General features: G+C 68.5%; 21 protein-coding genes. 7 read left to right on the forward strand and 14 right to left on the reverse strand.

Going from position 1 to position 25663, the window contains the following annotated elements:
* Positions 1-349 precede the first annotated feature (349 nt).
* A complete protein-coding gene (gene tesB / locus QSJ59_RS05490; RefSeq protein ID WP_285757575.1) occupies positions 350-1258 on the reverse strand; it encodes an acyl-CoA thioesterase II in 909 nt (302 codons plus the stop codon).
* Entirely contained in the window at positions 1255-3366 is a 2112-nt protein-coding gene (locus tag QSJ59_RS05495; RefSeq protein WP_285757922.1) for an ATP-dependent DNA helicase UvrD2, read from the reverse strand. The genes tesB and QSJ59_RS05495 overlap by 4 nt, the downstream gene beginning before the upstream one ends.
* A gap of 382 nt (positions 3367-3748) precedes the next feature.
* On the opposite strand from QSJ59_RS05495, the gene QSJ59_RS05500 reads away from it, so the two are divergent.
* Together QSJ59_RS05500 and QSJ59_RS05505 are read left to right on the forward strand one after the other, a co-directional pair.
* Positions 3749-4009 carry a mycoredoxin gene (locus QSJ59_RS05500; RefSeq protein WP_285757576.1) on the forward strand — a complete coding sequence of 87 codons (261 nt, stop codon included), beginning with the start codon at positions 3749-3751 and terminating at the stop codon, positions 4007-4009.
* Between the two features lie 62 nt (positions 4010-4071).
* A complete protein-coding gene (locus QSJ59_RS05505) occupies positions 4072-4569 on the forward strand; it encodes an ANTAR domain-containing protein (RefSeq protein WP_285757577.1) in 498 nt (165 codons plus the stop codon).
* Between the two features lie 8 nt (positions 4570-4577).
* On the opposite strand, the gene nudC is transcribed toward QSJ59_RS05505, so the two are convergent.
* The 6 genes from nudC to moeZ all read right to left on the reverse strand — a co-directional run bounded on the left by nudC (position 4578) and on the right by moeZ (position 15482).
* Entirely contained in the window at positions 4578-5549 is a 972-nt protein-coding gene (gene nudC, locus QSJ59_RS05510) for an NAD(+) diphosphatase (protein WP_285757578.1), read from the reverse strand.
* Positions 5550-5631: 82 nt separating this feature from the next.
* Positions 5632-7014, reverse strand: coding sequence for a dipeptidase (locus QSJ59_RS05515; RefSeq protein ID WP_285757579.1), 1383 nt, complete (start codon positions 7012-7014; stop codon positions 5632-5634).
* 148 nt (positions 7015-7162) lie between these two features.
* Complete coding sequence (locus QSJ59_RS05520; RefSeq protein ID WP_285757580.1) at positions 7163-10486, reverse strand: ATP-dependent helicase; 3324 nt, start codon at positions 10484-10486, stop codon at positions 7163-7165.
* 131 nt (positions 10487-10617) lie between these two features.
* On the reverse strand, positions 10618-13752 hold the full coding sequence (locus QSJ59_RS05525; RefSeq protein ID WP_285757581.1) for an ATP-dependent helicase: 3135 nt from the start codon (positions 13750-13752) through the stop codon (positions 10618-10620).
* A gap of 153 nt (positions 13753-13905) precedes the next feature.
* Positions 13906-14226, reverse strand: a complete 321-nt coding sequence (locus tag QSJ59_RS05530; RefSeq protein ID WP_285757582.1) for an MGMT family protein — start codon at positions 14224-14226, stop codon at positions 13906-13908.
* Between the two features lie 95 nt (positions 14227-14321).
* Positions 14322-15482, reverse strand: a complete 1161-nt coding sequence (gene moeZ / locus QSJ59_RS05535; RefSeq protein WP_285757583.1) for an adenylyltransferase/sulfurtransferase MoeZ — start codon at positions 15480-15482, stop codon at positions 14322-14324.
* Positions 15483-15767: 285 nt separating this feature from the next.
* Between moeZ and QSJ59_RS05540 the strand changes: the two genes are divergently transcribed.
* The 3 genes from QSJ59_RS05540 to QSJ59_RS05550 all read left to right on the forward strand — a co-directional run bounded on the left by QSJ59_RS05540 (position 15768) and on the right by QSJ59_RS05550 (position 17893).
* Complete coding sequence (locus tag QSJ59_RS05540; protein WP_285757584.1) at positions 15768-16004, forward strand: Rv3202a family protein; 237 nt, start codon at positions 15768-15770, stop codon at positions 16002-16004.
* A 158-nt stretch (positions 16005-16162) separates the two neighbouring features.
* Positions 16163-16786, forward strand: a complete 624-nt coding sequence (locus QSJ59_RS05545) for a TetR/AcrR family transcriptional regulator (RefSeq protein WP_285757585.1) — start codon at positions 16163-16165, stop codon at positions 16784-16786.
* Positions 16787-17077: 291 nt separating this feature from the next.
* The gene (locus QSJ59_RS05550; protein WP_285757586.1) at positions 17078-17893 is read left to right on the forward strand and encodes a mechanosensitive ion channel family protein; all 816 of its coding nucleotides are present in this window, start codon (positions 17078-17080) and stop codon (positions 17891-17893) included.
* 66 nt (positions 17894-17959) lie between these two features.
* Here QSJ59_RS05550 and QSJ59_RS05555 read toward each other — a convergent pair whose 3' ends face one another.
* The 3 genes from QSJ59_RS05555 to QSJ59_RS05565 form a co-directional block, all read right to left on the reverse strand.
* Complete coding sequence (locus tag QSJ59_RS05555; RefSeq protein WP_285757587.1) at positions 17960-18202, reverse strand: hypothetical protein; 243 nt, start codon at positions 18200-18202, stop codon at positions 17960-17962.
* Between the two features lie 256 nt (positions 18203-18458).
* The gene (locus QSJ59_RS05560; RefSeq protein ID WP_285757588.1) at positions 18459-18770 is read right to left on the reverse strand and encodes a DUF6401 family natural product biosynthesis protein; all 312 of its coding nucleotides are present in this window, start codon (positions 18768-18770) and stop codon (positions 18459-18461) included.
* A gap of 141 nt (positions 18771-18911) precedes the next feature.
* Complete coding sequence (locus QSJ59_RS05565) at positions 18912-19622, reverse strand: ferritin-like fold-containing protein (RefSeq protein WP_285757589.1); 711 nt, start codon at positions 19620-19622, stop codon at positions 18912-18914.
* A gap of 665 nt (positions 19623-20287) precedes the next feature.
* Between QSJ59_RS05565 and QSJ59_RS05570 the strand changes: the two genes are divergently transcribed.
* Both QSJ59_RS05570 and QSJ59_RS05575 read left to right on the forward strand, forming a co-directional pair.
* The gene (locus tag QSJ59_RS05570) at positions 20288-21736 is read left to right on the forward strand and encodes a DEAD/DEAH box helicase (RefSeq protein ID WP_285757923.1); all 1449 of its coding nucleotides are present in this window, start codon (positions 20288-20290) and stop codon (positions 21734-21736) included.
* 259 nt (positions 21737-21995) lie between these two features.
* Positions 21996-22877 (forward strand): alpha/beta fold hydrolase, encoded by an 882-nt coding sequence (locus tag QSJ59_RS05575; RefSeq protein WP_285757590.1) that lies wholly within the window; start codon positions 21996-21998, stop codon positions 22875-22877.
* Positions 22878-22922: 45 nt separating this feature from the next.
* Here the strand turns inward: QSJ59_RS05575 and QSJ59_RS05580 are convergent, their stop codons facing one another.
* From QSJ59_RS05580 to QSJ59_RS05590, 3 genes are all read right to left on the reverse strand, one after another.
* Complete coding sequence (locus QSJ59_RS05580; RefSeq protein WP_285757591.1) at positions 22923-23720, reverse strand: MBL fold metallo-hydrolase; 798 nt, start codon at positions 23718-23720, stop codon at positions 22923-22925.
* 261 nt (positions 23721-23981) lie between these two features.
* On the reverse strand, positions 23982-24845 hold the full coding sequence (locus tag QSJ59_RS05585; protein ID WP_285757592.1) for a PHP domain-containing protein: 864 nt from the start codon (positions 24843-24845) through the stop codon (positions 23982-23984).
* A 102-nt stretch (positions 24846-24947) separates the two neighbouring features.
* Positions 24948-25613, reverse strand: coding sequence for a DUF6758 family protein (locus QSJ59_RS05590; RefSeq protein WP_285757593.1), 666 nt, complete (start codon positions 25611-25613; stop codon positions 24948-24950).
* Between the last annotated feature and the right edge of the window lie 50 nt (positions 25614-25663).

A 25663-nucleotide genomic window follows, 5' to 3' on the forward strand; every position in this document is an offset into this window, starting at 1 on the left:
CTTCTTCCCCACCGCACCGTCAAGGTGCTGGGTTTCTGCGATCTGGGCTCCGCTACGGCGGTGGCGTGACAGCGACGCCGGCCCGCCTGGCTCGCTGGAACCGGCAGGATTGCCGAGGACATAGGACATGCCCGTGCGCTTACCACCGACAGAGCCCCAGGCATCCGTGAACGAGCCGAATTGGTTGATCAACGTGTTCATTGGATCGGGACACCTCCTGTCGTGGCTTGGCCGCCGGGATCTTCTCCCGTGGCATGCGCGAACTTGATGACGATAAGACTAAACGGGTTCACGGAAAATCAGCAACATATTTTTGACCTGCGATTTTGGCCGAGTCCGGCCGCGGGGCTCACCCTGTTCCAGTCGTTCCGGGGCTCTCGTCCACGACGCGGATGAGCCCTTCCTGGACGACCGAGCAGACCAGTTCCCCGGACTGGGTGAAGACCAACCCCCGCGCCAGACCACGGGCCCCACCGGAGACCGGAGTCTCCTGGGCGTAGAGCAGCCACTCGTCGGCACGGAACGGACGATGGAACCACATGGCGTGGTCGAGACTGGCCATCGAGATACCCGAGAAGGAACGCCCGTGCGCAAGCAGGACGGTGTCCAGAAGAGTCATGTCAGAGGCATAGGTCATCAGGCACACGTGCAACAGCGGGTCCTCCGGCAGTTTGCCGTCGGCCTTGAGCCAGACCAGGTTGTCGGTGGTGCTCAGCGACGGGTTGCGCTCGGCCTCGAAGGAGAGCGCGCCGACCGGACGGATCTCGATGGGGTGCCAGGAGGCGAATCGGGGGACCTTGCCGAAGGCGGTGAACAACCGCTCACGCATGCTGGGGAGTTCGTCGGGCGCGGGGACCTCGGGCATCGCGCCCTGGTGCGTCAGCCCTGGCTCCGAATGATGGAAGGAGGCCGACAGGGTGAAGATCGCCTTGCCGTGCTGGATGGCCGTGACCCGGCGAGTGGTGAAGGAACGGCCGTCGCGCACCCGGTCCACCTGGTAGACGATCGGTACGGATGGATCTCCGGGGCGTATGAAGTAGGCGTGCAGCGAGTGCACCGCCCGGTCCACGGGGACGGTGCGTCCGGCGGCGACCAGCGCCTGTCCGGCGACCTGCCCGCCGAAGATGCGTTGCGGCCCCCCGTCCGGGCTGCGCCCGCGGAAGATGTTGACCTCGATTTGTTCGAGGTTGAGGATGTCCAACAACCCCTGAAGTGTCTGGCCGGGCTCGTCCCCGGCCCGTGCTTCCTGCTCGCTCATTCGGTGTCCCCCTGTTCACCACTGACGGGCGCGGGCTGCCCCGCGCACAGCGCCAGTACCGCTTGTCCGTAGCGTTCCAGTTTGACGGCTCCGACACCGGAGATGCCCGCCAACTGGGTGACGCCGGAGGGTTCGCGCTCGGCGATCGCCTGAAGGGTCGCATCGGTGAAAACGACGTAGGCGGGAACCTTCTGTTCGGTGGCGGTCTCGCGCCGCCAGTCGCGGAGTCGTTCCAGCAGCGCCTCGTCGTAGTCGGAGGGGCAGTCCGCACAGCGGCCGAGCTTGCGCTCGGCAGCTTCGATGAGGGTCGCGGCGCAGACACGGCACTGGATGGTTTTGGCCTGCTTCCGGCGCTCTCCGCGTTGGGCGGCCAGGGACGGGGAGGCCGGGCGCAGCCCGTCCAGGAAGCGCGAGGGCTTGCGGGTCTTGCGCCCGCCGGGCGAACGGGCAAGCGCCCAGGACATGCCCAGGTGTTCACGCGCACGGGTTACCCCGACGTAGAAGAGCCTGCGCTCCTCCTCGACCTGTTCCGGCTCCTCCGCGTAGATGATGGGCAGCATCCCCTCGGTGAGCCCCACCAGGAAGACCGCATCCCACTCCAACCCCTTGGCCGCATGCAGTGAAGCCAGCGTGACGCCTTCGAGCCCGGGGGCGTGTTCGGTGGCCGCGCGGGCCTCCAGTTCGGCGACGAAATCGGCCATGGTCGCGCCGGAGCGCTCGGCGGCGACGTCTTCCGAGAGTTGGGCGAGTGCGGCAAGGGACTCCCACCGCTCGCGCGCCTGACGGCCCTCGGGTGCGGTCTCGGTCAGACCGATCTGAGGTTGTTGCAGGATGTGGCGCACCGTGGCCACCAAGGGTGCGTCGTCCTCACCCTGGGAGGCTCCGCGCAGTGTGTGCAGGGCCTTTTTGATCTCGGGACGGTCGAAGAACTGGGTGGCGCCGCGCAGCGTGTAGGACACCCCCGCATCGGCAAGGGCCTGCTCGTAGGCCGCCGACTGGGAGTTGGTACGAAACAGCACGGCCACTTCCCTGGCCGGTGTGCCCGATTCGACCAGTGCGGCGATACGGCGCGCCACCGCGGTGGCCTCGGCCGGTTCGTCGTCGTACTCGGCGTAGACCGGGTCGGGACCGTCCGGACGCTGGGCGACGAGTTCCAGGCGGTGTTCGCGGGCGACTCCGGCTGCCGCCCCGGCAGCCTGGAGTGCCGTGTTGGCGACCCGCACCACCTGCGGCGTGGAGCGGTAGTCACGGACCAGACGGACAAAGGTGGCATGCGGATAGGCGACGGAGAAACCAGTGAGGTAGCCGGGGGTCGCCCCTGCGAAGGAGTAGATGGTCTGATTGGGGTCGCCCACGACGCAGATGTCGTCGCGGTCGCCGAGCCAGGCGTCCAGGAGCAGCTTCTGCAACGGGTTGACGTCCTGGAACTCGTCCACCACGAAGTATCGGTACTGCTTGCGGACCTGCTCGGCGATGGACGGCGAGTCGGTGATGACGGCCGCGGTCAGTTCGAGCATCGACTCGAAGTCGAGGAGGTTGCGCTCGCGGCGCAGCTCTTCGTAGGCGTCGTAGGCCCGGGCGACGTCACGCGCGAGCATCGGCGGGGTGCGCCCTGCCTTGACGACGGCCGCCTCGTAGTCGGCGGGACGGATCTGGGTGACCTTGGACCATTCGATCTCGCTTGCGAGGTCGCGCAGGCCGGGTCGGTCGAGCTGGAGCCCGCAGGAGCGTCCTGCGTCGGCCACGAGGCCGATCTTGCTGTCCAGCAGGGTGGGCTTGGGACCTCCGACGGCCTGTGGCCAGAAATAGGAGAGCTGGCGCAGTGCGGCGGCGTGAAAGGTCCGGGCCTGCACCCTGGGTGCACCCAGGGCCCGCAGTCGGCCGCGCATCTCACCGGCTGCGCGAGTGGTGAAGGTCACTGCGAGGATCTGCTGTTCAGGGACCACTCCGCTGGCCACGGCATAGGCGATGCGGTGTGTGATGGCCCTGGTCTTACCGGTCCCGGCTCCGGCCAGGATGCACACCGGGCCGCGGACCGAACGGGCGGCCTCGAGCTGCTCGGGATCCAGTCCGCGCAGGATCTCCTCCGGGGAGGAGGGCCCCTCCATCAGCGAGGGCGCTGCCGCTCCGGGAAAGCCGCTCCGGCCTGGTGCGCGGGATTCGTCTGGACCCATCTGCCGTGTCTCCAATCCGCCCAGGCTCACCGCGTGTCCTGGCTCGGGCGGCTCGTTGTCCGCGTTTCCTCTTGGGCCCCAACAGGACCAAGAACTCCTGCCCGCCCCAGTCTCTCAAAGTATCGGTGGGCTCCCGGGCACCCATGGAGATCTGTGGACGGCGCCGTCCGGAAGTTCTCTCCTGAACAAACCGGAACTTTTACGCTGTGGAGAGCGTCTGAGCAGGCACTGATCACGAGGTTGGGAAGCCAGATACGGTTCTCTGCGTTGGAGTAGGCGGCGATTGTCCATCCGGTTAGAAGGAGCGAGAAACCCTATGACCACCCCCGCAGCAGCGCAGATCACCATGTACAGCACGCCGTGGTGCGGCTTCTGCAAGCGTCTGAAGAGCCAGCTCTCGCGTGACGGAATCAGCATCACCGAGGTCGACATCGAACAGACCCCGGAGGCGGCGGAGTTCGTCATGAAGGTCAACGGCGGCAACCAGACCGTCCCGACGCTGGTCTTCGCCGACGGCACAGCGCTGACCAACCCGTCATTGGCACAGGTCAAGGAGAAACTCGCGGCTCAGTCGTGAGGCGGTGGCGGTGTCTCCCGGTCTCCTGATCCGAAAGACACCGCCACTCGTCCGTAGGAAAAATGGGGGAGTACGTGACGCCGCACAGATCGGCTCGCGGTGAGCGAGACGCCGAGATCGGACTGGTCCGCACTACAGCGGGGTGGAGGGTGAACGGCGGGGGCGAGACGTTCCCCGACCTGATCAACGCGATGGTCCTCGCCGACCTGCTGGCCGCGGAGGAGCAGGCAACGGCATCGCTGGACGGCCCCCCTCCGCGTGCGGGATCGGGGGCGTCGGAGACAGAGCTCCTACGGGTGACCGTGGCACAACTGGAGCACGCGTTGCACACCCGCGTAGTGGTCGAACAGGCCATCGGGGTGCTCTCCGAGCGGCACGGAACGGCACCGCGTCAAGCGTTCGAACGGCTGCGCCACGCCGCGCGCTCCCGCGGCCGCAAGGTCACCGAGCTGGCCCGGGACGTGGTCGACAGCGCCCATGCTCCGGCGGGCGCGCTGCCCGCGGAACTGGTCCGCGAGGGCGCGCCCGCAGCGGTGGAGCCGCCGCGGCCCACCGGATAGCACCCGGATCACCAGCTACCGGGGAGCGTCCCGCCGTACCAGGACTCGATGAGTTGACGCGCGATGGAGACCTGGCTGGGCAGGAGGATTTCCTGGCTCTGCACCGCGGCCAACAGCTGGCCCCGGGTGAACCAGCGGACGTCGGCGATCTCGTCCTGATCGGTGCGCGGGGTGCTCCCCGTTGCGCGCGCGAAGTAGCCGAACATCAGGCTGCGCGGGAACGGCCAGGGCTGTGAACCGAGGTAGACGGGCTCGTCCACGACCACCCCGACCTCTTCGGCGACCTCGCGCACGACGGCGTGTTCCAGGGATTCCCCCGGCTCCACGAACCCGGCCAGGACCGAGTAGCGCCGGTCCGGCCAGACCGGATTGTGGGCGAGCAGGCACTGTTCGACACCGTCGACGACCCGGTGCACCAGCATGATCACCGCCGGATCCATCCGGGGAAACTGCTCGGTGCCCTCGGTCTCGCAGATACGGGTGTGCCCGCCCGCCCCGATCCGGGTCGTCGACCCGCAGCGGGGGCAGAAGGCGTTTGCGGCGTGCCAGTTGGCCAGGGCGACGGCGTGCGTGAGCATCCCGGAGTCGCGCGGGTCCAGGAGTGCTCCGATGGTGCGCAGCGAGCTGAGTTCGGTGCCGGGTTCGGCATCGGACAGCGCACCGGGCTCGGCGCGGACGGCGAAGTACACCCGGTCCTCGGCGTCCTGTCCCAGGAGGTAGCGCTCCCCGTCGGGGGCGTCCCCGGGACTTCGCAGTACGAGTCGTACCTGGTCGTCGTCGGTCGTGACCAGTGCCTGGGACTGTTTGGCCATGAGGGCCGGCCAGCCGTGCTCCTTGGCGTCGCCGCCCTCCAATACGAGGACCCGGGTACGCGGGTCGGCCCACGCATGTCCCAACCAGTCGCTGTCCGTGCGGCGATGCCCGATCAGGTCCAGCACTCCACGGGACAGAGCCGGCGCCAGCGGTGATGTACTCGTCATGTTCGGCCCCTCATCGTGCGGACGGCGCGCCCCTGCCCACGGACGGGGCGGACGGCGCGTGCCGGTGAAAACGGTGATCGCGCTAGTCGCGCAGCGCGGTGGCGTAGGCGTCCCACAGGTAGGCGACGCTCTCGGCGCCCTTGAGCAGGAGTGGGATCTCCACCTTCTCGTTCGGGGCGTGGATGCGATCGGAGTTGAGTCCGACGGCGACGAAGACGAGCGGTGCGTCCAGGATGTCGGCGATATCGGCCTCGGGGCCGCTTCCGCCCTCACGGGTGTAGCGGATCCGGGTGCCGAACGCCTTCGCCATGGCCTCGCGGGCCGCCTGCACCGCTGTCGACTCCAGGTCGGAGGCGCAAGGACGCACACCGGGACCGGTGAAGTCGATCTCGGCCCGCAGTCCTTCCGGGAGCGCGGCGAGCAGATGGGCGCGAACGCGTTCCTGGATGCGCAGCGGATCCTGGTCGGGAACCAGCCGGAAACTGAGCTTGGCGTGTGCCGAACGCGGCACGATCGTCTTGCTGCCTGCACCGGTGTGTCCGCTCCACATGCCGTTGACCTCGGCGGTGGGGCGTACCCAGACACGTTCGAGAGTGCTGTAGCCGGCCTCGCCGGCCGCGACCGGGCTGTTGGCCGTCCTCAGCCAGGCGGCCTCGTCGAAGGGCAGCTCGGCCAGCAACCCCCGTTCTGCTGCGGAGATCTCCACGACCTCGTCGTAGAACCCCTGGACGGCGACCCGGCCCTGCTCGTCGTGCAGCCCGGCCAACAACTCGGCCAGCGCGCGTGCGGGGTTGGGCACGGCACCGCCGAACGATCCGCTGTGCAGATCGCTTTCCGGTCCGTAAACGTCGATCTGGCAGTCGGTGAGCCCGCGCATCCCGACGCACATCGAGGGCGTGTCGGAGTCCCACATCGTCGTGTCGGAGATGACCACGACGTCGCAGGCCAATCGGTCCCGGTGGCGGATGAGGAGGTCGGCGAAATGCGGTGACCCCGACTCCTCTTCGCCTTCCACCAGGAGCTTGATCGTGACAGGCGGCGCTTGGGCACCGGAGACCGCGAGGTTGGCGCGCAGTCCGAGGGTGTGGAACAGCACCTGGCCCTTGTCGTCCGAGGCGCCTCGGCCGTGCAGTTGGTCACCGCGCACGGTGGGGGTGAAGGGATCGGTGTCCCATTCCTGCACGGGAACGACCGGCTGCACGTCATGGTGGCCGTAGACGACGACAGTGGGCGCGGTGGGGTCTGCGGCAGGCCACTCGGCGAAGACGGTGGGCATACCGGCGGTCTCCCACACCTCGACCGTCGGAAAGCCCGTGGCGCGGAGATGGTCGGCCAGCCAGTCGGCCGAGCGTCGAACGTCGCCGTGGTGGGCCGGGTCCGCGGAGACGGAGGGGATCGCCAGCCACTCCCCCAAAGCGGCGATGAACCCGTCGCGATTGTCCTCGATGTAGCTGCGCGCGTCCATCAGTGGTGGACCGTTCCCTTCGCTGTTGACCTGCGGTGTCGGGTAAAAGCCTACGGGCGGCTCGCGTACACCGGGCACCGGGCACCGGGCACCAGGCACCAGGCACCAGGCACCAGGCACCAGGCACCAGGGAGCGTCCGTGGTGGGATCAGTCCCGCTCGGGGACCCCGGCGATAAGCGCTGCCAGGCCGTCGGCGTCCAGCAGATCCGCCGGACGGACGGTCTCCTCGGCGCGGACGTAATGGAAAGCGGCGCGGACCTGGTCGAGGTCGGTGTCGACGAGTTGGGCCCAGGCGATCCGGTAGGCGGCCAGCTGGACGGCCACGGCACTGCGCTCGCGCGCGGTGGTGGGCGGATGGCCGGTCTTCCAGTCGACGACGTCGTAGCGTCCGCTCTCGGCATCGTGAAAGACCGCGTCCATCCGCCCGCGGATGAGCCGGTCACCGATGATGGTCTCGAAAGGGACCTCGACCTCCAGCGGGGTGCGCTCGCCCCACTCGCTCGCCTCGAAGAGCCGTTGGAGCTCGTCGAGACCGGCGTCTCGCCCGGCCGTCTCGTCTGCGGCCCCCGGCAGCTCGTCGGGGTCGATGACGCTCTGCTGACCGAAGCGACGCTCCATCCAGGTGTGGAAAGCGGTACCCCGACGCGTGTGCGGCGCGGGGGGACGCGGAAGCGGGCGACGGATCTGACGCGCCAGGCCCGCGGGATCGCGCGCCAGCGAGACCAGGGACGACACTGTCAGGTGGGCGGGCAGCTCCACGGGGATCGTCCCGTCCCCGGGCTGCTCGGCGTCGCGGTGGCGCAACAGCAGCTCGGTGTCGCGCTCCCAGCCGTGCAGCCGGCGCCGCCAGGAATCCTTCATGGCCGCGCGGTCCAGCACCCCCAGGTAGTCCTGGCCGGACTCGCCTTTGGCACGCTCGACCAGGTCGGCCGCTGCCATCATCCGCTCGTGTTGGGCGGCTTGGGCGTCGCGGTAATCCTCGGGGCGGCGCGGCCAAGAGACGGGTTCCTGGTCGGCCAGTTGGGGGTTGGCCTCGTCGTCACCGGGCGTGGGCTCCCAATGAACGACGCGACCGTGTCCGGCCTCGCAGACCTCACGGATCTCTTCCAGGAAGACCGATGGTGCGCGCCGGTTCCTGGATCCGAGCGCCCAGTGGTAACCGGTGCACACCAGGGCGAAGGAGGCCCGTGTCACGGCGACGTAGGCGAGGCGTCGCTCCTCCATGGTGTCGCGGCGCTTCTCCGCGTCCTGGAACCGTTTGAGGTCCGGGCCCGCGACGTCGGTGAGGGCGGGGAGTCCGGCGCGGTCTCCGCGCAGCGGGAACGGCAGCTCAGCGGCACGCCCGGTCCAGCTCTTCCCTGTTCCCGGGTTGGTGGGGAACACTCCGGCGCTCAAGCCGGGAACGACGACCATCGGCCACTGGAGTCCTTTTGCGGCGTGCACGGTCATGAGCTTGACGGTGTCGGTGGATCCGACTCTCTCCCCGGGGGCGAGACCGCGTTCGGTGTCCTCGGCGGAGTGCAGGAAGGCCAGGAACGCGCTCAGTGTCGGTGTGTCACTGGTCCCGACGAAACGCGCAGCGGTGTCGATGAAGGCGTCGAGGTCGGCGCGGGCAGCCACCTGGTCGCGTCCCGGACGCGCGCCCACCTCGATGTCCAGGACCAGGGTCCGTTCCACATCGGTGATGAGGTCGGGCAGCGGCTGGGCGGCCTGGGCGCGCAGGGAGCGCAGTTCGGCGGCCAGTGCGTTCAGTCGGGCGTGACCGGTCGCGGAGTAGCGTTCCTCGGGACCGAGGTCGTCGAGCGCGTCCACGAGGCTGCCGGTCTCGGCGGTGAGGTCCAAAACGGTCTGGCGCAATGGATCGCTTGCGATACCTGGGTCCACGGCCCGCTCTCCGCGCAGGTCGCGGCGGGCCTCGCCCGCCAGCTCCACGGCACGCTTGTTCAGCGCGACGAGGTCGCGAGGGCCGAGGCACCAACGGGGTCCGGTGAGCAGTCGGGCGAGTTCGTCTCCTGCGGTGGGATCGTGCAGGACGCGCAGGGTGGCGATGATGTCGCGCACCTCCGGAACGCTGATGAGTCCGCCGAGCCCCACGACCTCAACGGGGATGTCGCGGGCTTCCAGCGCTTTGCGGAGGAGGGAGAACTGAGCGCGTTTGCGGCACAGGACGGCGACGTCGCCGTAACCGAGCCGACCGCGTTCCTCCTGTTCGGGCCATGAGATCCCATCGGGGGCCTTCAGGGTGGCGCGGGACTCCTCCATGGCCAGGTCGATCTGGGCGGCGATCCACTCGGCCTCCTGGGTCTCGGTGGCGAACAGCGCACAGCTGACCTGGCCGCGGGCGCGGCGGGCCGGGCCGGGATAGAGCACGGGGACGTACTCGGCCTCTTCGCGCAGAGGTTCGGCGACACGCTTGGCCACGGCCAGGACGTTTTCGCCGTTGCGAAAACTGGTGGCGAGCTGTCGTACGGGGGCCGCTCGTCCCGGGCGTTGGGGGAAGTGCGTCGGAAAGGCGGTGAGGTTGCCGGCGCTGGCGCCGCGCCAGCCGTAAATGGACTGGCAGGGGTCGCCAACCGCTGTGACCGGGTGGCCGTCACCGAACAGCGCTTGCAGCAGGACGAGCTGGGCGTGGCTGGTGTCCTGGTACTCGTCGAGCAGTACGACGTGGTAGCGGCTCTTTTCGATCAGCGACACCTCCGGGTGGCGCTGGGCGATCCGGGCTGCGAGTGCGACCTGATCGCCGAAGTCCATGACCTCCCGACCGCTCTTGAGGCGGGCGAACTCCTCCAGGAGCGGCAGCAGTTGCTCGCGGTGGCGCTGGGTGGCGAGAAGGTCCCTGGTGGCCGCGGTGAGTTTCTTGAGCGGCTCGGCCCGCCCCCTCAGCCAGTCCCCGAACTCACGGACGTCGCCGGGGGTGCGCAGGTGTTCGGCGAGCTCTCCGGCCAGGGCCAGGACGTCCTTGACGACCGTGGCGGGAGCCGAGTTCACGGCGTCCATCGGCCCGCCGTAGGCCGTGACGGCGCGGTTGGCGAGCTGCCAGGCCACCGCCTGGGAGATCAGCCGGGTGCTGGGTTCGACGGCCTCGCGCAACGCGTGGTCGCCCACCAGGCGCTGCGCGTAGGAGTGGTAGGTGGAGACCGCGGGCTCGCCGTCGAGGACCTCCTCGGAGACCGCCCCCGTCCCACGCAGCTGGTCCAGACGCTTGCGGACCCGCTCGGAGAGCTCGGCCGCAGCCTTGCGGGTGAAGGTGAGTCCCAGGACGTTCTCGGGGCGTACGTGTCCGTTGGCGACCAGCCACACGACCCGCCCGGCCATGGTCTCGCTCTTGCCGGAGCCCGCTCCGGCGACCACGACTCCCGGCAGCAGCGGCGCGGAGATGACCGCGGACTGCTCCACGGTCGGTTCCGGCTGGCCGAGCAGCCTGGCCAGCTGGGCGGGACCGTAGTCGCTGCGGATGGGGGTCTGGGTCATGGCCACGTGGGCGCTGCGGCGCCGTCTCTCCTGGTCTTCTCGGGGGCGGGGCAAGCCGGTCGTGCTGTGACGGCTCGAAGAGTCGAACACCTTTTCTATCCCATCGCGGGCACCGCGTGGTCGATCGCGGATCAGACGTGGTCGCCGTCGCTCTGGGCCGGACAACTGGAACGGACCGCGCAATGGCGGCAGTTCGGACCGACGAAGGCCGCGAAGGTCGCCCCGGCCATGCCGGTGGCGACCTTGCGGACCAGGCGCTCGGACCACTCGGGGTCGGGGTCGTCGGTGAGGGCCGGCTGTACCTGCTCCTTGTACTTGGCCCGGTCGCCGATCTGGACCAGGGCGGCGCCTCCCGGAGTGGTCAACCCGTAGTGGTCGAACGCGGCCTTGAGAACCGCGAGCTGGTAGACGCCCAACTGGGGATGGCGGGCGATCTCGCCGTCCGCGGGGGCCTTGCCGGTCTTGACGTCGATCACCACGCCGCGTCCCGACTCGTCCGCCTCCAAGCGGTCGATCCGTCCGACGATCTCGACGCCGCCGATGTCGACCTTGAACCCTTCCTCCGTCACGACCAGGCGACGCTCGTTGTCGTCCTGCCAGCTGATGAACCTTTCGATCATCGCCTCGGCCTTTTCGCGCTGTTTGTCCGCGTACCAAGGGCCACCGAAGTCCAGCTCCGACCAGATCGCGTCCATCCTGCGCTGGATTTCGGGCAGGTCCGCGCCCTCGGCGACCAGCACTGCGATGGCGTGCACGATACTGCCCAGGTTGGACGACACCTGCGGCCGTTGCGCCCCTGCTGCGGTCTCCAGCAGCCAGCGGAGCTCGCACTCACCGAACTTCTCCACCTGTGACGGTGAGACGCGGATCTGCTCGTCGTCGGCCACCAGGGGGCCGTCGTCGGAGATCGCGGTCATCCCGTACCACTGCGAGGGGTCGGCACCACGGATCCCTTCCTCTGCGAGACGGGCCAAGTGCGCTGCCGCCGCGCGACGCAGCGGCGGATCGGTTCGAGGGTCCACCAAGGCCGAGCGCAGGTCGGCGACCAGGGCGGGAAACGACAGGGAGCGGCGGCCGGTGGCCACCCGCTCCGGCTCGCCCGCACCGAGTTCGGCCAGGAAGCGGGAAGGGCGTTCCTCGGTGTCGTCGCCGCCGACAGCCGTCACCACAAGGGTGTGCCTGGCGCGGGTGACGGCGACGTAGAACAGCCGCCGTTCCTCGTCCAAAAGCTTGGAGACGACAGCGGCGGTGGAGGTCTCGGTGAATCCGGCAACTGTGTCGAGGAGGTGCTCCACTCCGAGTAGTGAGCCGCGCAACCGCAGGTCGGGCCAGTCGCCCTCCTGCGCTCCGGCGACTACGACAAGATCCCATTCCAACCCCTTGGAGCGGTGTGCCGTGAGAATGCGCACTGCCTCCCCGTGCGGCGCCTGCTCGGCGAGGGTGTCGGCGGGGATCTCCTGCGCCTCCAGGTCGTCGAGAAAGCCTTCTGGCACGCCCGGCGGCAACCGGTCACAGTAACGGGCCGCACTCTCGAACAGCGCCACCACCGAGTCGAGGTCGCGGTCGGCGACGGCGCCCCTGCGTCCGCCGGCCTGACTGGCTCTGAGCAGCCGGTCGGTGAGGCCCGCCCGGCGCCACACCTCCCATAGGACCTCCTCCGCAGAAGCGCCGCGGGCGGCGAAATCACGGACCAGCTCCAGCAGTCCGGCGATGCGCTCGGCAGGAGCACGTACTTCGGGGTCGACGGTGGCGAGGTCACGCGGGTCCTTGAGCGCCTCGGCAAGCAGGACCGCCGATGTGCGGTTGCCACCGGCGTCCAGTTCGAGTTGGCGCAGCGCACGGCCGAGCCGGCGCAGCCGAATGCTGTCGGCCTCACCGAACGCACTGGTCAACAGCTCGTGGGCGGTTGCCTCGTCGAGGCTGTTCGGTCGTAACGCGCAGCGGATGAGCAACAGCATCGGCCGTACCAACGACTCCGCGGCCAGCGGCAGCTCGTCGCCGCCCACTGCCACCGGGACGCCTGCGCTGATGAGGGCACGACGCAGCACGGGGACCTGCCGGGTGGCCGAACGTACCAGGACCGCCATACGCGACCAGGGCACACCGTCGATGAGATGTGCGCGGCGCAACGTGTCGGCGATGACCGCGGCCTCCTGCGCGGTGCTCTCTGCGAGCAGGACGCGGATGGAGCCCTGCGCGGAGTCGGGGTGCGGACTGAGTCTGCGGTGGGCGTTGACCGGCCCGCCGGCGGGGCTGGGAGCGACGGGGAGGCGCTGGGCGAGGTGCCGTGACGCCGCGAGCAGGACCGGGCCGCTGCGACGGCAGACCTGGAGGGCGACGACCGGGGCGGCCCCACCGGTGACAGCGCGAAAACGGTCGGGAAACTCCAGGATCGCGCGCACGTCGGCGCCGCGGAACCCGTAGATGGACTGGTCGGGGTCGCCCACCGCGACGAGGTCCCGACCGTCGCCGGCAAGCGCACGCAGCAGTCTTTCCTGCGCGGGGTCGGTGTCCTGGTACTCGTCCACGAAGACGATCTCGTGTGCGGCACGCTCGCGTGCCTGGACGAACGGGTCGGTGAGCAGGTTGGCGGCGACCCGAACCAATTCGGCGTAGTTGAAGGTGGGGACCGGCGCGACGTCGAACCGGCCGATGTAGCGGTCGAGGAATCCCCCTGCGGCCGTCCAGTCGTCGCGGTCGTGCCGTGATCCCAGTTCGTTGAGGTCGGGACTGTCCAGACCACGCTCCTGAGCGCGCATGAGGAGGTCGCGCAATTCCTCGGCGAACCCGCGGGTCTCCAGCGCGGGTCGGAGGCGCTCGGGCCAACCGACCGCGCCGTCACCGATCTCCCCTGCCAGGAGTTCACGGACCTCCATCAGCTGTTCGGGGCCGGACAGCAGACGCGGCTCCAGGTCGCCGGCTCGCTGGAACTCGCGGCGGATGAGCGCGTAGGCGTAACTGTGAAACGTCAGCGCCAGGGGTTCCCTGGTCGTACGGCGCAACCGCGAGGTGATGCGCTCCCGTAGTTCCTGGGCGGCTTTTCGACTGAAGGTCAGGACCAGCACGCGGGAGGGGTCGACCCCCCGGTTCTCGATCCGATCGACGACCGCCTCGACGATGGTGGTGGTCTTGCCTGTTCCCGGACCGGCGAGGACCAGCAACGGCCCACCCCAGTGGTCGACGACTCGGCGCTGGTTGTCGTCCAGGTCGGGAGGGGGCACCATTCGCTGGGCGCGCCGCACGAGACGGTACGGGGAGGAACTCACCCCACCTAGTTCACCAGACACCGGTGACCATCGACGACACCGACGCCCGCGCAACGGGCCGGCACCACCGCCGAGGCCGATCGGGTCGCCCTGCGCGGGCCCGCGCCGTGCCGCCGGTCGAGCGTTCCACGTTTTCGACCGGTGGGCACCGCCTCATTCGTCCGGGGCGCACCACCGGGCCCGGGCCATATCGACGCGGGTGGCTCCGGGGCGCAGAGGAGTCCCCTCCGCGGCGTAATGGGTGCGGGCGCGGACCTCGTGGCCCGGGGGCGGTGAGCCGTCAGCGCGAATCACCCGCCACCAGGGCACACCACCGCCCCACTCGGCCATGACCGCGCCGACCTGGCGGGGGCCTCCCTCCCCGAGGTACTCGGCGATGTCGCCGTAGGACATGACGCGACCGGTGGGGATGCGCTCGACGAGATCGAGTACGCGTTCGGCGTATTCACCGGGATGGGCATCGGGGTGGGACATTCCCCTACCGTAAGGCGGCTGCGCCGGGTGTCGGCGCACGAGCCGGGGCCGGGACGCGTACGCGTTCCGGCCCCGGCAACGAGATTCGACGGCCCCTAGTAGGTCGGCAGGCTCGGATCCACGTTGCTGACCCAGGCCAGCACGCCGCCGCCGACGTGGACGGCATCGGCGAAACCCGCCCCCTTGAGCGCGGCGAGTGCCTCCGCGGACCGGGCTCCGGACTTGCAGTGCAGGACGATCTGCTTGTCCTGGGGCAGCTTGGCGAACGCCTCACCGCTGAGGAACTCGCCCTTGGGGATGAGGACCGCGCCGGGGATGTTGACGATCTCGTACTCGTTCTTCTCGCGTACGTCCACGAGATAGAAGTCGTCCCCGGCGTCGATCTTGGCCTTCAGCTCGCGCGCGGTGATCGTGGAACCCGAAGCGGCTTCCTGTGCCTCCTCGGAGACGGTGCCGCAGAAGGTCTCGTAGTCGATGAGCTCGGTGATCGGCTCGCCCTCGGGATCCTTGCGAACCTTGACCGTCTTCCAGGTCATCTCCAGGGCGTCGTAGATCATCAGGCGCCCGACCAAGGTCTCACCGATACCGGTGATCAGCTTGATCGCCTCGTTGACCATGATGGAGCCGATCGCGGCGCACAGCACGCCGAGTACGCCGCCCTCGGCGCAGGAAGGAACCATGCCGGGGGGCGGGGGTTCGGGGTAGAGGTCACGGTAGTTGGGGCCGTGCTCGTTCCAGAAAACGCTGACCTGACCGTCGAACCGGTAGATGGAGCCCCAGACATAGGGCTTGTTCAACAGCACGGCAGCGTCGTTCACCAGGTAACGGGTGGCGAAGTTGTCGGTGCCGTCGAGGATGAGGTCGTAACCGGCGAAGATCTCCAGCGCGTTGTCGGACTCCAGGCGCTCCTTGTGCAGGACCACCGAGACATAGGGGTTGATCTCCTCGATGCTCTCGCGGGCCGACTCCGCCTTGGGCTTCCCCACATCGCTCTGACCGTGGATGACCTGGCGTTGCAGGTTGGACTCGTCCACGACGTCGAAGTCGATGATGCCCAGGGTTCCCACACCGGCTGCGGCGAGGTACAGCAGGGCAGGCGAGCCGAGGCCGCCGGCACCGACGACCAGCACCTTCGCGTTCTTCAAACGCTTCTGGCCGTCCATGCCAACGTCGGGGATGATCAGGTGGCGGGAGTACCGGCGGACCTCGTCAACGGTCAGCTCGTCGGCTGGTTCCACCAGCGGCGGCAGCGACACAACAGCTCCTCAAACAATCGGTAACGCGGCGTGGCCCCGGCCTGGCCGTTCGGACAGATCGGTCGGTCCGGATCGAGCACGCGGGCGAGCTTTCTCAATATCCCAACCTACGGGGTGGGGTTTGGCATTCCCGCTCCGGGACGTGGCTCGGGACCGACCGAAGGGCGTTTTCCGGTTTCCGCGGTGTGGCGTGTTGCCTACCGCACCCTCGTGGGCAGGGAGGAAAGGGAAGCAGCACCTGCGGGGGTGCCGACGAGTAGGACATCGGTCGTACAGGAGGACGGAATGGTAGAAGAGGCAGGCGGTCCGCGGGTCCGACCGGACAGTGGGGCCGACACGGACGAGGGCGCCCTCCTGGAGACACCGGAGGCCGATGCCGCAGAGCAGCTCGCAGCGGCAGGGGACAGTGACGACGACGGCTGGCCTTCCCCCGAATCACTCGATGCCGACGCTGCGGTGCCCGAGGCCGATGCGGCGGAGCAGGCCAGGGTCGTGGAGGACGGCGACGACGAGTACCGCTGACCGCCGGCCGGCGTGTTTCGTGCGATGAGCCCGGCCAACCTACGGACAAGTAAGATAATGCGGTACGCGTCGGGCGCGGCCCTGTTTGCGGGGTCGGCGCGCCGAGCACTGGCCCAAGCGGCGCATCAGCGCCGCACATAGTTTGAGAGGGTGTGGCTGTGACCGCTTCTTCGGACGCCCGCCCGCGAGGGACCCGGCTCCCCCGGCTGGCACGTCGGCGACAATTGCTTGCCGCGGCCCAGGAGGTCTTCGTGGCGCAGGGCTACCACGCCGCTGCGATGGACGAGATCGCCGATCGGGCCGGCGTCTCCAAGCCCGTTCTCTACCAGCACTTTCCTGGAAAACTGGAGCTGTACCTGGCTCTGCTGGAGCAGCACTCAGAGGCTCTGGTGGAGAAGCAGCGGGAGGCGCTGGAGTCGACCGACGACAACCGCCAGCGCGTCGCCGCGAGTTTCCAGGCCTACTTCGACTTCGTGGCCGGTGAGGGCGAGGCGTTTCGCCTGGTGTTCGAGTCCGACCTACGCAACCTCCCCGCCGTCCGGGAGAAGACGGAACTGACCTTGCTGCAGTGTGCAGAGGTCATCGGCGGTGTGATCCGCCAGGACACGAGCATCTCCGACGAGGAGGCGCATCTGCTGAGCATCGGACTGGTGGGCATGGCCGAGACCAGTGCACGGTACTGGCTCAGCAGCTACGGCAACATCCCCAAGGACGCCGCCGAGCAGCTCATCGCCCGACTCGCCTGGCGGGGCATAAGCGGCTGGGACCTGACTCGCGACTAACCGGTCCTTGTCGCGCGGGCCGCGTCTCGGGCACGTCGGGGCCGCTGGCTACCTGGCTCAACCACGGGGCAAACCCGGGCCACATGCCTCATATGCAACGTTTTGGTCCAGCGCGCCCCAGTTTTTACTTTAAGTAGCATTTTGTCACTCTCCGATGATTCGGCCCAGCCCTTAACGGGTAAGCGGCGGGTTATAAGCGACTCATCTTCGGTTGAGCCGAAAGGGACCACGGCCTAGGCGGGGGCCGTGCCGTGGTCCTCCTCGGCTCGACCTCCTCGGGGGAGGAACGACATGTTCACGCCATACGCCGCTGTCGATTTCGGGCAGGGACTCACCCAGGCATGGAGCACGGGGCTGTCATTCTTGCCCAGACTCGCCGCCTTCGTCGTCATTCTGGTGGTCGGCTGGCTCATCGCCAAGCTCATCGGCAAACTGGTCGGTAAAGGCCTGAACAAGGTCGGGCTCGACCGCGCCTTGGAGCGCGGCGGCGTGGGCCACTACCTGGAGCGCAGCCGTTACAGTGCCAGCGAGCTCTCAGGCAGGGTGATCTACTACATCGGTCTGTTGATCGTTCTGCAGCTGGCCTTCAGCGTGTTCGGGCCGACCAACCCGATCACCCAGCTGCTCAACAGCGTGGTCAGCTGGATCCCGCAGGCGGTGGTCGCACTGGTGATCATCGTGGTGGCCGCAATGATCGCCCGCGCGGTTCGCGACATCGTCTCCAGCGCGCTGAGCGGGCTGAGCTATGGCCGGCTGCTGGCCAACATCGCCGGCGTCTTCATCATGGCGCTGGGTGTGATCGCGGCGCTGAACCAGATCGGTGTGGCCACCACCGTCACGCAGCCGGTGCTGATCGCGGCGCTGGCAACCGTCGGCGGCATCCTGATCGTGGGCGTGGGCGGCGGTCTGATCCGGCCGATGCAACAGCGCTGGTCCGGGTGGCTCGACGCAGCGGAGCGCGAAACGGGCCGCATGCGCCAGGAAGGTGGCTACCAGCAGGGGCGCACCGACGCGATGGGCGCACCCGAACAGCGCGCCGGTACTCAGGAGACGCGCACGGCAGCGTCGCACACGGGCGGGGAGTACCGCGGGCACCCCAAGCCCTGACACGGGCAGACGGCGCGAAGGGCGAGGCCGACACGGTCTCGCCCTTTTCTTGCCCGCGAAAGCGCCTCAGAGGAGCTCCTCGCCGGCGACCTCCTCACGCGACAGCCGCTCGATCCGACGAAACGACAGCACGATCCCGGCGATGATCACCAGGGTTGAAAGCCAGAAAGCCAGATTGGCGGGGCCGGTCAGCGTCATGACGACGACCGCGATCAACGCCTGCAGGGCGTAGAGCGAGAAGTCGAAACGGTCTCGATGGATCAAGACCCCGATCGGTGGACGCGCCGCCCCATGCCGGCCGCTCCTCATGCGCTTTTCCTTTCTCGCGGCACGACGGCGTCCGCGTCTTCGGTCATAGGGCTGGGCTTGCCCGTGCGTCGGAGCACGGCCCGCGTGGAGTCCGCACCACCGCTCGGCATCAGCCTCGAACGATCGGCGAGACGCGAACGAACACGGTTGAACTGCAAGTACGGCTCAGAGTACGCCCAGTGACCAGTAGTCCGTAGGCAGTTTGCGGATCGCCACAATTATGGCGACCGAAAGTCATGCTGGAGGCGCAACCAACTTAGCGGACGAATCCGTATTCCTTGGCCAGGCGGCAGATCGCCAAGAGCCGGAGAGTTTCCCAGTCGTACTCGACCGAGTCGGAGTGCCAGCCACGCTCTCGGCAGCCGTCGAGGAAACCGTGCAAGTAGGACACGAGACTGCGGCGCGACAGCACCATGCCGTCACGGGTGATCGAGTCGCGAACACCAGCGGTGTGTTGGTCGATCTCAGCGGTCAGCCCTGGCGCGAACGGCTCCTCGCCCAGGCCGAACTGGCCAAAGTCGCTAGAGAGCCGAGCCAGCGGGCAGTCTGCGAAAAACCCACGGCGCATGAATGAATACCTTAGAGCAGAACATCAGAAGGGAACGGGACAGACTATATAGGGCTTTGCAATACAAGGGTGTTTCATGTGGCGAAGCAGACATTCGCCCTAAGGCCGGGGCGAGCGTCCCCTCCCCGGCCGCACCACGCGCTAGTTGATCAGCCCCATGGCCTGGAGTCGACTGGTGTGGGAGTCGGTCAGCTGGGCGAACATCCGACTCACCGCGGCGAGGTCGGCCGCGTCGGCGACGCCGCCGGCGTTCTCGGCCGCCAGGAGTCCGGCCAGGCGAGGGCGTTGGGTGGCGACCTGTTGGGCCTGACTGAGCGCCTCTCCTACAAGACGGCGCGCCCAGAGCGCAAGCCGACCTGCCAATTTGGGGTCATCCGTAACCGCTTCCCGAACCTTCCGTGCGATGAACTCGGCCCGACCGCTCTCGGAGAGCACGCCTTCGACCAGTTCCGCGGTCTCGGGATCGGCCAACGCGGCGACCTGGCGATAGAAATCGCCGGCGATCCCATCACCGACGTACGCCTTGACCAGGCTCTCCAGCCAGCTCTGCGGACGGGTTTGGGCATGCCAGCCGTCGACCGAGGCCACGAAGGGCCGCATCGCTTCTTCGGGATCGGCTCCCAGTTCCACCAACCGGTCGCGCAACAGCCTGTAGTGGCCCTGCTCGGTGGCCGCAAACCCGGCGATCTCCCCCTTGTCCGCGAGGGAGGGCGCGAGCTCGGCGTCATCGGCGAGGTGGAAGAACGAGACGAGCTCGGCGTACGCCAGCAGTCCCAAGAGGTCGATCACACCGCTGGGGATGACTCCGCTGTCCGGGGACACGTTGGCTGCCGGGCCTGATCCAGTCGTCATGCGGCTCAGCGTAGCGCCATGCGGGTAAGAGCTCGTGAGGCAGAAGGACTATTTCCGCGGGGCCACGACGTTATGCCTTAGCGCCATCGGTTGTGTGGTAAGGGCTGCACGTCGCGCCCTATCCAGGGGTAGGCGCGCAGGATAGACTCCTGTCCGTGGTCGGCACCTGCAGGCCACCGCGCGGAGTGCCCTGTTGCGGCCGGTCGCGAGCCCCGAACGGCGACGGTTACGCCTTCGGGTCCGCGAGCACCGCGGCCACGACCCCCCGCAACCCGGCACGAGTTCGCGAGCGTCCACGGATGAAGGCACGGTCACCGCACCCTACGGTCGGCCGTCCAACAAGGCGGAACGGTTCGCGTACCCACCCGCCGCGCACCATGACAACTACAGCGGACGGCCCTGAGCCGATCGCGGATCCGTGACCAGTCGGCCTCGATGCCGACCACGGTCGAAGACGCGCCGCACGGCAGGCACGCGAGGGCTCCACCTCCCGATCTGCCGGTGAGCCGCGCCGGAACAACCCGCGCGACGGCCCCGCAGCTCGCACGCCGAGCCCGTCCGCCACACCCATAGGCCACCCGATACGCGGCCCGCCCAGATGGAGGCATGCCCTGACAAGCACCGACACAACCAATGATCCGAAGTCGACCTTTCGCGACCTCGGCATCGGCGAGGACATCGCCGACGCACTTGAGGCCGAAGGAATCGTCTCCCCTTTCCCGATTCAGACCCTTGCTCTGCCCCTGGCTCTGACCGGGACCGACATCATCGGCCAGGCCCGGACCGGCACCGGCAAGACGTTCGCGTTCGGCCTTCCCCTGCTCCAGCGGGCCCAGGCCTCCCCGGGCAGCGCAAAGCGGCCTCGCGCGCTCGTTGTGGTTCCCACCCGGGAGCTCGCGATCCAGGTGGCGGCTGACCTGGCCACCGCCAGCAAGCGCACCGGGGCTCGCATCGTCACCGTCTACGGCGGACGTGCCTATGAGCCCCAGATCACCGGCCTGCAAAACGGCGTGGACATCGTCGTGGGTACGCCCGGGCGGCTGCTCGACCTCGAAGGGCAGCGGCACCTGGACCTGTCCGAGGTGAGCGCGCTCGTCCTCGACGAGGCCGACAAAATGCTCGACCTCGGTTTCCTGCCCGACATCGAACGCATTCTCAACAAGATCCCGGCCAAGCGGCAGATCATGCTGTTCTCCGCGACGATGCCGAGCGAGATCGTGAGCCTGTCACGCAATTACCTGCGCCAGCCGACCCACGTGCGCGCCAGTGACGACGACTCCGGACACACGCTGCCCAGCCAGGTCGCCCAACACGTGTTCCGCACCCACCCGATGGACAAGCAGGAAATGCTGGCGCGGCTGCTGCAGTCCAACGGCCGCGGGCTGACCATGGTGTTCTGCCAGACGAAACGGGTCTGCGACCAGGTGTCGACCGCACTCAAGGAGCGCGGTTTCGCGGCTGCGGCCGTTCACGGCGACCTCGGCCAGAGCCAGCGCGAGCGGGCGTTGCGCGCCTTCCGCAACGGCAAGATCGACGTCCTGGTGGCCACTGACGTAGCGGCACGCGGTCTCGACGTCGACGACGTCACACACGTGGTCAACTACGAATGCCCCGACGACGAGAAGACCTACACCCACCGGATCGGTCGCACCGGCCGAGCCGGACGCTCGGGAAGCGCGGTGACGTTCGTCGACTGGCGCGAGATCGCCCGCTGGAAGCTGATCAACGGTGCGCTCGGCCTGTCCTTCCCCGACCCGGAAGAGACCTACTCGACCTCACCGCACTTCTTCGAGGCGTTGGACATTCCCACCGGTACGAAGGGAATGCTGGCCAAGGAGCAGCGCGGCCGAGCCGGACTCGAGGCCGAGGAGGTCGAGGACATCGGCGAGACCGGCCGTTCGGGACGCGAATCCGGCCCTGAGGAGCGCTCCGGCCACGGGCGTTCGCGCAACCGCCGGCGCACCCGTGGTGGGTCGGGTTCCGCGGCACCCGCCGCGGCTGCCGACGCCCCTTCCGCCGATGCCGTGACCGAAACACCTTCCGCCCCCGCCCGCAAACGGGTTCGACGCCGCCGCACCCGCAGCGGCGTCGAGGTGAAGAAGGAACAGGAGTAGCGAAACCCGCCGCGACGACACGCGAGAGCGCAGTTGTCACGAACGCGGCGGGAATCATCCCGATCGGCCGGTTCTCCCCGGCCGGTCGCAGAATGACCGCCGGGCGGGTGGACCGAGAACCGCCCGGCTCAGACCGCCTCGTGGGTGCGGCTACCCGTTCAGGGAGAACAGGCACCCGCGGTGCCGGTCCGGTAGCGCGGGGAGACCCCCGCACACAACACGCGAGCCGGAGCCCCGGCTAGGACTATGGTGAACCGACGTGAGTACTCCTCGGTTTCTGACCCTCCCGCCCGGTGTGGAGCGCATCGACGTCGCCACCTCGTCCGAACCGATCGCCGCTTTGGCAGCCAGCCCCGCCGCCGGCGGCTGCGAACTCTACGCGGCCGTCCTGGTCCCCGGATTCACCGGCAGCAAAGAAGACTTCATCGGTGTCCTGCAGACCCTGGCCCAGGCCGGTCGGCGGGTCTACGCGATCGACCTTCCCGGCCAATACCAGTCCCCCGGCTCCAACGACCCGAGCGCGTACTCGTGCGGCGCGCTGGGCGAGGCCGTGGCGAACTTCATCGACTCCGTGGACGAGGGGCCGGTTCACCTGCTCGGACATTCCTTCGGCGGGCTGGTTACCCGGGAAACAGTGCTCGCCGCCGAGGTTCCGCTGTTGTCGCACACCCTCATGAGCTCAGGGCCGGGCGGAGTCACCGGCCGGTCGGAGACCAATGCCCGACAACTGATGGCGCTGCTGGGGGCGGAACCGACCACGGAGCTGATGGCGCAGCTGTGGTGGGCGTACTTCGAGGAGCCGCAGAAAGCGAGCGGGCTGCCCGAGGAGATCCATCTTTTCCTGCGTGAACGGATGCTGGGCAACCACCCGCTGGGCTTGATCCGAATGGCCGAGGAAGTGACCTCCGCCGCAGACCGCACCGACGAGCTGGCAGCTGTCGATCTGCCCAAACTGGTCCTCTACGGCGAGGATGACGACGCCTGGACGCCGGAGGCCCAGGCGGACATGGCCAAACGGCTGCACGCCCAACGCGTGGTCATCCCAGGTGCGGCGCATTCCCCCAATGTCGAGGCGCCCGAGACCACAGCGAGCGCCCTCACCGCATTCTGGAACGCCGCCGAGGCACCGTACCGGCGCTGAAAAACACGCTGCGGGGCCCGATCACCCGGGCCCCGCAAGCGAAAGTCACTCCCCGGTGACCCAGGAGTCGAAGTTCTTGCTCTCCGCGGCCACCGTTGTCTCCTCGCCACGAGCGGGAAGAACCCTGGTGTCGGAGGGGAGAGCGAGCAGCTCCTCCCCCACGGAGGCGAGCTGGGTCGTGTAGTCGATGTAGCCCTCGCCGACCGTACCGAGCTCTCCCTTGAGCAGGCTGTCACCGCTGCACACCACACCCAGTTCAGGGAAGTAGTAGGACAGCGAACCGGGGGATGTTCCGGGCGTCGCCAGGATCTCCATCTCGAAGTCGCCGATGGCCAGCCGGCCACCGCCTTCGGCTTCGATATCGGGGCGGTGCTCCGCACCGTGCATCCTGCGCCAGTTGCGCAGTTCGCGCGGGTGCAGGGCGATGGGTGCATCGTCGCGCTCCGCGACCTCGATGGCCCCGCCGATGTGTGGCCGATAGCCGTTGGTGCAGGCCACGAGATAGATCTCGCGGTCACCGACTGCTTCCAGGATCGCTTTCGCGTCTTCGGCCGGGTCGATGACGATGACGCCCTCGTCGTCCGCCTGGAGGATCCAGGTATTGGTGACGACGGAGTGTTCCTCTCCGTCCACGTCCAAGATCCCAGCGGTCTGCAACCGCTGGACGCCCTTGCCGTCGGCGTGTTCCGCCGCCGGCTGGACAGCGGCTTCCTCATCCGCACCGGTTCCGGGCGCGGTTTCCTCGGCCCCCTCCGACGTCGGGACGTCCTTCTCGACCGCGTCGACGCCTCCCTCGGCGGCCGGTTCGACGGAGGAGGACTTCTGTTCGGTCCCCTCCGTCACCGACTCATCCGCGACCGTCGACGCACCATCCGCCCCGGCTTCGTCTGTCTTCTTGGCCTTCCGCTTCCAGAACACGGTGCCGACCCCTCGATTCGCTTCCGACTCAGAGACTGCTGCGCGCCCATTGTGTCGGGCCGATGCTGCCAATGGGTACCCGGCGCTTTCGGGCGCAAGCGTTCCGGCTCGCCGGTAAGGCCTCAGTAAAACCATCAAAGCAGCTCAGGGCGGACGTATTCGAAATACCGAGCCGGACGTCCGGGCTCAGTCCCCGACGATGGGAAGCGCGCCGGTCGCCGGTGCGATCAGCGCGGCGTAGGCATCGGGGTCGGTGGTCCGGCAGCCCAGTCGGTGGCCGGTGAGCTCCCCGTGGTCATCGCTGGAACCGGTGACCACCAGCCCGAGGTCCGCGGCGTGCCCGCGCCACCGGTCCCGCTCGGCGTCGTCGTGGGCGGGGTGGTCCGCCTCGATCCCGCCGAGCCCGGCCCCGGCCATGCGCCGCACCAGGTCGTGGGGAACAGCACCGGTCGACGCCCCCTCTCCCCGGGCCGGGTGCGCGAGTACGCACACCCCTCCGGCAGCACGGACCAGTTGGACGGCGTGCACCGGGTCCAGCGCGTAACGCGTCACGTACCCGGGGCGGCCCGAGCCGATCCATCGGTCGAAGGCGTCCGAGACGTCAGCGGCGGCGCCTGCCTCGACGATGGCACGCGCGATGTGCGGACGGCCAACCACGTCATCGCCTCCCACGTCACCGGCGATCTCCTTCACGCGTTCCCATGTGACGGCCACCCCCTCCGCCTGCAGGAGGTCGACCATGGTCTGGGCGCGCAGGACGCGGTCCTCCCGGATGCGGACGAGTTCTGCCTCGAGTTCACGATCTCGTGGATCGAAGAGGTAGCCGAGCAAATGCACGCTGGCACCTTCGTATGCGCAGGAGAGTTCCATGCCCGGAACCAGCGTGAATCCGCGCGGGAGAACGGCCGCGGCGGAGGCGTGGCCGGCAGTGGTGTCGTGATCGGTGAGGGCCAGCACGTCGAGCCCGGCCGCGACGGCGTAACCGATCACGTCTGCGGGCGAGTCGGTGCCGTCGGAGACAGAGCTGTGCGAGTGCAGGTCGATACGCATCTGTCGATCCTAGAGGCCGGTGTCACAGCTGAAACGGCCGGTCGCGTCCGTCGTTGGGGAACCGGGTGGAACGCGTCGCCCCGCACCGGTGTCGGACCGCGGTCAGAGCGGGCCGGGGGCCGGGCTCAGAGCGGCCGCCAGGAAGGGCGAGGGCGCACCGAAGGGCGGTTCCAGACCGGCACCACCGTCATGCAGGTCACGAAGGTCGCGCAATGCGTTCAGCTCGCACATGGCCATACCGGCGTCGGCGGGGCTGAGGACGAACCAGAGCCAGCTCGCGAGCGCTTCGCCGACGTAGACCGCTCGGGTCTCCCCCGCGTCCACACTCCACAGGTGGACCTCGTGACCGTCATATCGAACCTTGGCGTCGGGCGGTCCCTTGTCGAATCCCTCTCCTGGGTCGGTACCGTCCAGACCGGCGATTCTGGCACCGAGACCGATCCCGGGATCTTCGGCGATGACCACCATCTCCCCAACGCCACCGAGTGGCGCCGGGCCCGAGAGCGCCACAGCCGTGGCGAGCGCTCCGCTGCGGTCGTCACCGGCATCGGCGAGCCCGGTGACCACCCAGCCGGCCGGGAGGGGCCAGGGGATCCACACGGGGACACGGGCGGCGTCGATGAGAAGGTCGAGCGCCGGAGGCCGCGGCAGTCGAACGGCCTGGAGCGGGGCGACGGGTCCGTGCGCGTCGCACTGCCACGCGCTCGACCACAGGCTGGGTTCGTGGACGGCGCGTCCGCAGCGGGGACACGACGGATCGGTCTTCATAGCTGCCCGGGTGATACCCGTTGGGCCTGGTGGAAAACCTGGGACGCCAG

Source organism: Nocardiopsis ansamitocini, assembly GCF_030268225.1.
Taxonomy (GTDB): Bacteria; Actinomycetota; Actinomycetes; order Streptosporangiales; family Streptosporangiaceae; genus Nocardiopsis_D; species Nocardiopsis_D ansamitocini.